Raw genomic sequence first — 9,355 nt, forward strand, 5'->3', positions numbered from 1 at the left:
CGGTTGCGGGAGTGGCAGTCGGAACCGGAGTTGGTCGAGGTCCCCGACCCGACGCCCGGGCCGGGTCAGGTGGTGGTCCGGATCGGCGGTGCCGGCGCGTGCCACTCCGACCTGCACCTGATGGACGAGTTCGAGCCGGGCACGGTGCCCTGGAACCCGCCGTTCACCCTCGGTCACGAGAACGCCGGCTGGGTGCACGCCCTCGGCGACGGGGTGACCGGGCTGTCCGTCGGGCAACCGGTCGCGGTGTTCGGGGCATGGGGGTGTGGCACCTGCGCACGCTGTCGGCTCGGGATCGACCCGTACTGCGAGAACCCTTCCGCCGCGCCGGTGCCGAGCGGAGGCGGTGGGCTCGGACTGGACGGCGGGATGGCCGAGTTCGAACTTGTCCCGCACGCGCGGCACGTCGTACCTCTACCGGAGGGTCTGGATCCGGTGCAAGCCGCACCGCTGACCGACGCGGGGCTCACCCCGTACCACGCCGTCCGGCGCTCCTGGCCGAAGCTGCCACCGGGCAGCACGGCCGTGGTGATCGGGGTCGGCGGGCTGGGGCACGTGGGCGTGCAGATCCTCAAGGCCACCACCGCCGCGCGGGTGATCGCCGTGGACACCCGGGCCGAGGCGCTGCGGCTGGCCGAGGAGTGCGGCGCGGATCGCACGGTGACCTCCGGACCGACCGCCGCCGAGGAAATCCGGGATGCCACCGGAGGGCGGGGCGCCGACGTGGTGCTGGACTTCGTCGGCGCGGACAGCACCCTGGCGCTCGGCGTGGCGGCGGCCCGCACCGTGGGCGACCTGACCATCGTGGGGATCGGCGGCGGCACCGTGGGAGTGTCGTTCTTCTCCGTGCCGTACGAGCTGAGTATCGCCACCACCTACTGGGGCAGCCGACCCGAGCTGGTGGAGGTGCTCGACCTGGGCGCCCGGGGCCTGGTCCGGCCGAGCATCACCACCTTCGCGCTGGACGACGCCCTGGACGCGTACCGCCAGATGCGCGACGGGACCCTGGAGGGCCGGGCGGTGATCGTGCCGTGAGCCCGGCCGTCAGCCGGCCTCGAGCAGGCCACGCACGTAGGCGGCCTGGCCGACGTGTTGCAGGTCGTCCTCGACGACGCTGACCAACCGGACGCCGAGGGTGACCGGCGGATCCCACGCCTCGTCGACCACACGGTCCAGGTCCGCCGGGGCCAGACCGGCCAGGAAGTCCCCGGTACGCGCGGCGACCGCCCCGTAGTAGTCGATGAGCGCCTGCGCGCTCTCCGGCCTAACCGTCGCGACCTGGGCGGGCGAGTGCCCGTAGCCGGTGTTCTCGGGGTCGGCGGCGAGCCCGAACCGTCCCGCCCAGTCGCCGCTGGCCCAGATCTGGTCGGCGTCGAGGACCTCGGCGACATGATGGTCCTGCACCCGGGTGAGGTGCCAGACCAGCCAGCCGATCGAGTTGGCGCCCGGGGCGGGCTGGTGGCGCAGTTGCTCGGGGCTGAGGCCCTCGACCGCCGCGCGGACGAGGTCGGGCAGTCGGTCGTACGCCTCGGTCAGCAGGTCACTCACATTCACGTGCTGCGCCTTCCTGGTCGGTTGCGGATCAGGTACCGCCGGAGACGGGCGGGCAAACCTCGGCCGCTACGGTGATCAAATGGTCGCCGCGCTGGAGTTGTACCTGGACCCGGACGCCACCCGCCGGATCCGGGTGCTCTGGGACGCGCTGGAGGCCGAGGGCGTGCAGAGCATGCGCTCGCTGCTGGAGCAGCGCCACCGTCCACACGTCTCGCTCATGGTGGCGCCCCGGTTCGACCCGGAGCAGGTCGCCGAGGCGTTACAGGGGACGGTGGTGGCCGCCCCGTTGCGGCTCGAATTCCAGCACGCCGGCCAGTTCGTCGGTCGGGTGCTCTGGCTCGGTCCGACGCCCACCCCGGAGTTGCTGGCGCACCACCGGCTGGTGCACGACCGGCTCGCCGCCGCCGGCATCCCCCTCGCCGAGCACTACCAGCCGGGGCGCTGGGTGCCGCACTGCACGCTGTCCATGCGGGTGCCGAACACGCTGATGGCCGCCGCGGTGCGCCGCTGTCTGGAGGTGTTGCCGCTGGCCGCGACGGTGGTCGGCGCGGCGCTCACCGACCATGCCCGGGGCATCGCCCACCCGCTGCCTTGACCGTGACTCGACCGTCGCTGCGTAATGTCCGGTTTGGCGGGCGGCAGTCGGAAACCCGAAAACAAGCGGTGCGGAAGTGGCCGGGCGTGGGAAGGTTCGAGTGGCTGTCGTACCGGTGGTGGGCTGCTCACGGGCGGTCCCACCCGGCCGGTGGCGCGAATTCACCCCGCGCCGCCCACGGCGGCTTCGACGAGGAGAGGCAGGGCCCATGCAGGCTCAGCGCAGGCCACCGCGCACGGAGCGGAGCCAGACCCGGGACGACCGGACCGGCGGCGGAATGACCGGGGCAGCCACCCCCCTGACGATCTGGGCGGCCGCCGTACTGCTCGGCCGGATCGGTGCCGGCGACGACGACGTCGAGGACGAACGGCACATCCTGCGCGGCATCGAGTGAGCCGCGGCCAAGGGCTCAGAGCCAGCCGCGCCGCTTGAAGATCACATAGAGGGTGCCGCAGACCAGCAGCATCAACAGCAGCGCGAAGAGGTAACCGAAGCGCCAGTTCAGCTCCGGCATGTGGACGAAGTTCATGCCGTACACGGTGCCGATGAGCGTGGGAGCGAAGAGGATCGCCGCCCAGGAGGAAACCTTCTTCAGCTCCTCGTTCTGGCTGTAGCTGGCCGCCGTGAGACTGCGCATCTCCTCGTTCTGCTGCTGCGAGACGAGGGTCGCGTTGACGGTGAGGATGTTCTGCAGCAGGTGCCGGAAACCGTCCACCCGCTCCACCACCTGGGTCAGGTGGTCGGTCACGTCGCGCAGGTAGCGGCGCAGCTCCTCGTCGGCGCTGGCGCTGCCCGCGCCGACGGCCAGCGCGTCGAGCACGCTGAGCAGGGGGCGGGCGGCCCGCTGGAACTGGATGACCTCGCGGCTGAGGCCGTAGATGCGGCGGCTGGCGTTCGGATCGCCACCGAACACCTGGGTCTCGATCTCGTCGATGTCGTTCTCCAGCCCGGCCACCACCGGCGCGTACCCGTCGACGACCTGGTCCAGGATCGCGTACAGGACCGCCTCCGGGCCCCGGGCGAGCATCTGCGCCTCGGTCTCCATCCGCCGCCGCACCGCGGCCAGGTCCGGTGCCTCACCGTGGCGGACGGTGACCACGAAACCCGGCCCGATGAACAGGTGCAGCTCGGAGAACTCGACCTCCTCCCGCAGGTCGTCGTAGCGGGCGGCGCGCAGCACCACGAACAGGGTGTGGCCGTAGCGCTCCAGCTTGGGCCGCTGGTGGGCGTTGATCGCGTCCTCGACCGCCAGGTCGTGCAGCCGGAACTCGCGGGCCAGTGAGGTGATCTGCTCGATGTCGGGCCGGTACAACCCGATCCAGGCCATCGCGTCGTCCTGCTCCTGCAGGCAGCGGTACGTCTCGGCGAGGCCGGACGGCGAGGCGAACCGGTGCCCCCGGAGGTAGACCGCGCTGTCCACCAGGCCGTGGGAGGCTGCGGGCGACTCCGGGGGCGGCACCACGCCGACCCTCGTCTCGTACTTGTCGAGTTGACGGCCGAAGCCACCACCCGGGCGGAAGCGACGGCCGCCGACCATGCCCTGTCCCCTCCCCCGGTGCCGTCCGGTCCGGACCGGGAGGCTGCATCCCCGGTGCCCTGGGCCCGAAACCCGCCGGGGTGTCGGCTGGGTTCCGCGCACCGGCGGACGGCAGCGGCCCCATGGGCGGATACTCACGGTGACCGTGAGCGGGATGACGGGGGACGCGCCGGTGACGTTCGACAGACGCGCCGGCCGGTTGCGGGGGTGGCTGCTCGACGCCGGCTCGGACCAGGCCGTGCAGCACCCGGGGCCGCACGGGCGCCCGCCGGAGCACCGGCACCACCCGTGGTGGAAGGTGATGTGCCTGACCGGTGTGGACTACTTCTCCACGTTGGGTTACCAGCCGGGTATCGCGGCGCTGGCCGCCGGGGCGCTCTCGCCGGTGGCGACGCTGGTGCTGGTGCTGGTGACCCTGCTGGGGGCGTTGCCGGTCTACCGGCGGGTGGCGGTGGAGAGCCCGCACGGTGAGGGTTCCATCGCGATGCTGGTCCGCCTGCTGAGCTACTGGCCGGGCAAACTGCTGGTGCTGGTGCTGCTCGGTTTCGCGGCCACCGACTTCATCATCACCATCACCCTCTCGGCCGCTGACGCGACGGCGCACATCGACGAGAACCCGTTCTGGCCGAGTGCGCTCAAGGGGCACGAGGTGCTGGTCACACTGCTGCTCGTGTCGCTGCTGGGCGCGGTGTTCCTCAAGGGATTCACCGAGGCGATCGGGATCGCCGTCGTCCTGGTCGCGGTCTACCTGACGCTGAACGCGGTGGTGGTGGCCGACGCGCTGTGGCGGGTGGTGAGGCATCCGAGCGCGGTGGGCGACTGGACCTCCGCGCTGACCACCGGGCACGGCGACCCGTGGCTGGTGGTCGGGCTGTCGCTGCTGGTCTTTCCGAAGCTGGCGTTGGGTCTGTCCGGCTTCGAGACCGGGGTGGCGGTGATGCCGAGCGTACGGGGTGACCCGCAGGATTCGGAGGCACGACCGCTGGGCCGGATCCGTGGCGCGCGCCGGCTGCTGACCACCGCAGCGGTGATCATGAGCGTTTTTCTGATCACCAGCAGCGTGACGACAACGGTGCTGATCCCGCCGGACGCCTTCCAGCCGGGCGGGCCGGCGAACGGGCGGGCGCTGGCCTATCTGGCGCACGCCCACCTCGGCGAGGTGTTCGGCACCATCTACGACCTGTCGACCATCGGGATCCTCTGGTTCGCCGGGGCGTCGGCGATGGATGGTCTGCTCAACCTCGTGCCGCGCTACCTGCCCCGCTACGGCATGGCGCCGACCTGGGCGCGAGCCGTCCGGCCACTGGTGCTGGTCTTCACCTCGGTGGCGTTCCTGATCACGATCATCTTCGAGGCCAGCGTGGACGCGCAGGGCGGCGCGTACGCCACCGGGGTGCTGGTGTTGATCACCTCGGCCGCGACGGCGGTGACGCTCGCGGCGCTGCGGCAGCGTCAGCGCGGTCGCACCATCGCGTTCGGCGTCATCGCGGTGATCTTCGTCTACACGACGCTGGCGAACGTGGTGGAACGCCCCAGTGGCGTCAAGATCGCCGCTTGTTTCATCGGCGGGATCATCCTGGTGTCGGTGTTGTCGCGGCTGATGCGGGCCTACGAGCTGCGCGTCGATCACGTCGAACTGGATCCGGCCGCGGCCCGGATCATCGACGAACGCGCCGGCCGGCGGATCCGCCTCATCGCGCACGAACCCGACCGGCGCGACGAGGCGGAGTACCGCGCCAAGCTCGCCCAGACCATGGCGGACAACGACTTCCCCGACGACAGCGACGTCATCTTCGTCGAGGTCGAGGTCACCGACCCGTCCGACTTCGAGACCGAGGTGCTGGTCCGCGGCAGCGTCGTCGACGGCCGCTTCCCGGTGCTCAGCCTGGCCAGTTCGTCGGTGCCCACCGCGCTGGCCGCCCTGCTGCTGGAGATCCGCGACCGCAGCCGTCGGCGGCCCCACATCTACTTCGAGTGGTCCGAGGGCGGCCCGGTTCGCAACTTCCTGCGCTACCTGGCGTTCGGGCAGGGCGCGATCGCCTCGGTGACCCGGGAGATCCTGCGCCGCCAGGAACCCGACCCACACCGTCGACCGCACGTGCACGCCGGCTGACCTGGGCGCGGACGGCTCGTCGCGCACGGTGAGCGTGGTCATACCGACTGGACGCGGCACCCGTTGGTGCTGCTAGCCTCGGCGCAGGTCATGAGCGCCAGCGCGAAGCCCCGGCTCGCTGGCCGGCAACCCTCCTCCGCGGTGGGGTGCCCCGGGTGAAGACCAGGCACCGGCACGACGTCGGTGCAAGCGTGGCCTGGCACCCAGGTCAGCACAGACCCGGGAGAACCATGCGCATCCTCAGCACCACCCCACCGACTGACGTCGCGGACCTCCGCACCGGTCGACCCTCGCCCGCACTGACCCGGCGACGGCACGTGGACACGATGCGAATGTGCAGCGCCGCCTGTCGTCGCGGCACCGCGCTCTAGCACCACCCTCCCGAAACCCCTTTCCACCGGTACGCCCATCGGGCGCGCCGTCGGTGGCGCGCACCCACGCCCGCCGAGACACCACCCTTCGGAGACACCAGTGCGATTCCTTCCCGCAGTGACCCGTGCCGCCGCCCTGGGGGCGGCGACGATCCTGGCCGCCACCGCCCTCACCGCCTGCGGCGACGACAGCTCGTCCGACGCCACCACCAACCCGTACGGCCTGGCCCAGCCGGGCGTGCTGCGCGCCGGCACGCTGACCGACGCCCCGCCGAACGTGTACCTCAAGGACGGCAGGTTCACCGGCTTCGACAACGACCTGCTGACCGCCGTGGCCGGCAAGCTCGGCCTCAGTGTGGAGTTCGTCGGCACCGACTTCTCCGCGCTGCTCAGCCAGGTCAACAACCGCAAGTTCGACGTCGGCAGCTCCTCGATCACCATCACCGAGGCCCGCAAGAAGACAGTCGACTTCGGCAACGGCTACGACTTCGGCTACTTCGGCCTGGACGTCCCGGCCGGCTCGCCGATCACCAGCTTCGACCAGCTCACCGGCAAGCGGGTGGTGGTGGTGCAGGGCACGGTCCAGGACGACTACGCCACCGGCAAGCAGCTGAACCCGGTGCGGGTGCCGGACTACAACGGTGCGATCAACCAGCTCAAGGCGGGCACCGCCGACGCGTGGATCGCCCCGGCGGAGATCGGCGAGAAGTCGGCCGCCGACAGCAACGGCAAGATCACCGTGGCGGCCAAGCAGCTCAGCCCGGCACCGACCGCGTACGCCGTGGCCAAGGGCAACGACAAGCTGCGCGAGGCGCTGAACAAGAGCCTCGACGAGGTCATCGCCGATGGCACCTGGACCCGGTTGCAGGCGCAGTACTACCCGGGCCGGCCGATCCCGGCGGACTTCAAGCCGGGCAGCGGCGCGGTCACCGTGGCGCCGTCGGCGTCCGCGTCGGCGGCGTCCTGAACCGATGACGAGCGAGCGGGGCGGTAGGAGAGGCGACACATGGATCCGTTGAGCACCCTGTGGGAAACGTTCTTCGACTGGGACTCGATGCGCGAGGCGCTGCCCGAGATGCTGACCGTCGGGTTGCCCAACACGCTGATCCTGGCGGTCTCCGCCGCTCTGCTCGGCTCGGTGCTGGGCCTGCTGCTGGCCGTCGCGGGGATCTCCCGCAGCCGCTGGTTGCGATGGCCGGCGCGGGTCTACACCGACGTGTTCCGAGGGCTGCCGGCCGCCGCGACGATCCTGCTGATCGGCGTCGGGTTGGCCCCGCTGGGCATGCAGGTCTGGGGACCGGACCCCTACCCGTTGGGCATCCTGGCGCTGTCGCTCATCGCTGCCGCGTACATCGGGGAGATCTTCCGCTCGGGCATCCAGTCGGTGGAGGCCGCCCAGTTGGAGGGCGCCCGGGCGCTCGGCTTCTCCTGGGCCGACGCGATGCGGCTGGTGATCGTCCCGCAGGGCATCCGGCGGGTGCTGCCGGCCTGGGTGAACCAGCTCATCGCGCTGATCAAGGACTCCAGCCTGGTCTACTTCCTCGGTCTGGTGGCCAGCCAGCGGGAGCTGTTCCGGATCGGGCAGGACTACGCGGCCACCACCGGTAACGAGTCGGCGCTGCTGCTGGCGGGGCTGTGCTACCTGGCGTTGACCGTTCCGTTGACGCACGTCGTGAACTGGATCGACCGCCGGCTGCGCAACGGTCGGCCGGCCACCGCGCCGACAGACGAGGACGACGACACCGCGCCGTACGCGATGGAAGGGGACCGGCGATGACCGCCGCCAGCACGACCTCGGTCAGCCTCGACGTACGCGACGTGCACCTCGCCTTCGGACCGAACCGGGTGCTGCGTGGCGTCGACCTGTCGGTGCCGCGTGGCGCGACGGCCTGTGTCATCGGCCCGTCCGGGTCGGGCAAGTCCACACTGCTGCGCACCATCAACCGGCTGATCGAACCGGACCGGGGCGACGTGCTGCTGGACGGGCGCAGCGTGCGGGGCGACGACCCGGACGCGCTGCGGCAGCGGGTGGGCATGGTGTTCCAGCAGTTCAACCTCTTCCCGCACATGAGCGTGCTGCGCAACGTCACGCTGGCGCTGCGCCGACTGCGCAAGCTCGGTGACGACGAGGCGGACGCGCTCGCCCGCGCCCAGTTGGAGCTGGTGGGGCTTGCCGGCAAGGCGAACTCCCGACCGGCGCAACTCTCCGGTGGTCAGCAGCAACGGGTGGCGATCGCCCGTGCGCTGGCGCTGCGGCCCGAGGTGATGCTCTTTGACGAGGCGACCTCTGCGCTCGACCCGGAGCTGGTCAAGGGTGTGCTCGGGGTGATGGCCGACCTGTCCGCCGCCGGAATGACCATGGTGGTGGTGACCCACGAGATGGGCTTCGCCCGGCAGGTCGCCGACACCGTCGCCTTCATGGACCGGGGTGTGGTGCTGGAGGCCGGCCCGCCCGAGGCCGTCTTCGAGCGGGCCGAACATCCGCGGCTGCGCCGGTTCCTCGACCAGGTGCTCTGAGCCGCGCGGGCGCGCGCGGTGGCCGACGGTCACTCGTTGGGTTCGCGCCCCAGCAGCCGGATCTCCTCGTTGTCCAGCGCGGACTGGAGTTCCTGCAGCACCAGGTCGTCGATCTCCCGGTTGTCGCGCAGTCGGGTGACCTCCCGCCTCTTGTGCGCGAGGACGCCGAGGCGCAGTTGCCGTTCCAGCCGGCGCTCATCGGCGATGGTCCCACCGCCCCCGGTGAGGGCCTCCCGGTGCCGCTGGTACGCGGCCTCCAGCCGACGCACAGAATCACCCAGGACACCGATCTCCGCGGCGACCTGCGGGAGGGCGGCCAGGCCCGCCTCGGCGGCCCGCCGCCGGGCGTGCCGGGCCTCGTCGACGCGTCCCGGGTCGCCGCTGAGCCCGGCCCAGCGCACCACCAGCGGCAGGGTGGTGCCCTGCAGGAGCATGATCAACACGATCACCAGCGCGGTGACGAAGATGATCAGGTCGCGTTCGACCACCGGCCGGCCATCCACAGTCATCGTCGGCACGGCCAGGGCGGCGGCGAGCGACACCGCACCCCGGAAACCGGCCCAGCCCCCGACGGTCCCCACCCGCCAGCCGGAGGGACCTCGACCGACGTCGTCCACCATCCGGCGGCGGCGCAGTCGCGCCGACTGCGCTGTGACATAGATGAAGAG

At 71.3% G+C, this 9,355-nt stretch carries 10 protein-coding genes and 1 riboswitch; of the genes, 7 read left to right on the forward strand and 3 right to left on the reverse strand.

The features are described 5' to 3' along the window. The first annotated feature begins 3 nt into the window (after positions 1-3). Positions 4-1,035, forward strand: a complete 1,032-nt coding sequence (locus KBX53_RS12215) for an NAD(P)-dependent alcohol dehydrogenase (protein WP_210859238.1) — start codon at positions 4-6, stop codon at positions 1,033-1,035. Between the two features lie 9 nt (positions 1,036-1,044). On the opposite strand, the gene KBX53_RS12220 is transcribed toward KBX53_RS12215, so the two are convergent. Next, positions 1,045-1,554 (reverse strand): DUF664 domain-containing protein, encoded by a 510-nt coding sequence (locus tag KBX53_RS12220; RefSeq protein WP_210859231.1) that lies wholly within the window; start codon positions 1,552-1,554, stop codon positions 1,045-1,047. Between the two features lie 79 nt (positions 1,555-1,633). Between KBX53_RS12220 and KBX53_RS12225 the strand changes: the two genes are divergently transcribed. Both KBX53_RS12225 and KBX53_RS12230 read left to right on the forward strand, forming a co-directional pair. Continuing rightward, positions 1,634-2,149 carry a 2'-5' RNA ligase family protein gene (locus KBX53_RS12225; RefSeq protein WP_030335886.1) on the forward strand — a complete coding sequence of 172 codons (516 nt, stop codon included), beginning with the start codon at positions 1,634-1,636 and terminating at the stop codon, positions 2,147-2,149. A 208-nt stretch (positions 2,150-2,357) separates the two neighbouring features. Beyond that, on the forward strand, positions 2,358-2,543 hold the full coding sequence (locus KBX53_RS12230) for a hypothetical protein (RefSeq protein ID WP_091401337.1): 186 nt from the start codon (positions 2,358-2,360) through the stop codon (positions 2,541-2,543). 15 nt (positions 2,544-2,558) lie between these two features. On the opposite strand, the gene corA is transcribed toward KBX53_RS12230, so the two are convergent. Beyond that, positions 2,559-3,686: a magnesium/cobalt transporter CorA gene (corA, locus tag KBX53_RS12235; protein WP_210859233.1), complete on the reverse strand. Its 1,128-nt coding sequence runs from the start codon at positions 3,684-3,686 to the stop codon at positions 2,559-2,561. Between the two features lie 154 nt (positions 3,687-3,840). On the opposite strand from corA, the gene KBX53_RS12240 reads away from it, so the two are divergent. The 4 genes from KBX53_RS12240 to KBX53_RS12255 all read left to right on the forward strand — a co-directional run bounded on the left by KBX53_RS12240 (position 3,841) and on the right by KBX53_RS12255 (position 8,687). Then, positions 3,841-5,799 carry an amino acid transporter gene (locus KBX53_RS12240; RefSeq protein WP_210859234.1) on the forward strand — a complete coding sequence of 653 codons (1,959 nt, stop codon included), beginning with the start codon at positions 3,841-3,843 and terminating at the stop codon, positions 5,797-5,799. An 86-nt stretch (positions 5,800-5,885) separates the two neighbouring features. Next, positions 5,886-5,997, forward strand: a riboswitch (SAM riboswitch). 273 nt (positions 5,998-6,270) lie between these two features. After that, complete coding sequence (locus KBX53_RS12245) at positions 6,271-7,137, forward strand: ABC transporter substrate-binding protein (protein WP_210859235.1); 867 nt, start codon at positions 6,271-6,273, stop codon at positions 7,135-7,137. 39 nt (positions 7,138-7,176) lie between these two features. Further along, positions 7,177-7,947 (forward strand): amino acid ABC transporter permease, encoded by a 771-nt coding sequence (locus KBX53_RS12250; RefSeq protein WP_030335893.1) that lies wholly within the window; start codon positions 7,177-7,179, stop codon positions 7,945-7,947. Further along, positions 7,944-8,687: an amino acid ABC transporter ATP-binding protein gene (locus KBX53_RS12255; protein ID WP_210859236.1), complete on the forward strand. Its 744-nt coding sequence runs from the start codon at positions 7,944-7,946 to the stop codon at positions 8,685-8,687. The genes KBX53_RS12250 and KBX53_RS12255 overlap by 4 nt, the downstream gene beginning before the upstream one ends. Positions 8,688-8,716: 29 nt before the next feature. On the opposite strand, the gene KBX53_RS12260 is transcribed toward KBX53_RS12255, so the two are convergent. Next, on the reverse strand, positions 8,717-9,355 hold a 639-nt coding region (locus KBX53_RS12260; RefSeq protein ID WP_210859237.1), incomplete at its 5' end, for a cation:proton antiporter.

Origin of the sequence: Micromonospora sp. M51, from assembly GCF_018070305.1 — a bacterium.
Lineage (GTDB): Bacteria > Actinomycetota > Actinomycetes > Mycobacteriales > Micromonosporaceae > Micromonospora > Micromonospora parva.

Bases quoted from the DNA above. Each gene is read 5' to 3' on its own strand.
- KBX53_RS12240 (WP_210859234.1), top strand. From the start codon at position 3,841: ATGACGGGGGACGCGCCGGTGACGTTCGACAGACGCGCCGGCCGGTTG.
- corA (WP_210859233.1), bottom strand. From the start codon at position 3,686: ATGGTCGGCGGCCGTCGCTTCCGCCCGGGTGGTGGCTTCGGCCGTCAA.
- KBX53_RS12225 (WP_030335886.1), top strand. From the start codon at position 1,634: ATGGTCGCCGCGCTGGAGTTGTACCTGGACCCGGACGCCACCCGCCGG.
- KBX53_RS12250 (WP_030335893.1), top strand. From the start codon at position 7,177: ATGGATCCGTTGAGCACCCTGTGGGAAACGTTCTTCGACTGGGACTCG.
- KBX53_RS12230 (WP_091401337.1), top strand. From the start codon at position 2,358: ATGCAGGCTCAGCGCAGGCCACCGCGCACGGAGCGGAGCCAGACCCGG.
- KBX53_RS12255 (WP_210859236.1), top strand. From the start codon at position 7,944: ATGACCGCCGCCAGCACGACCTCGGTCAGCCTCGACGTACGCGACGTG.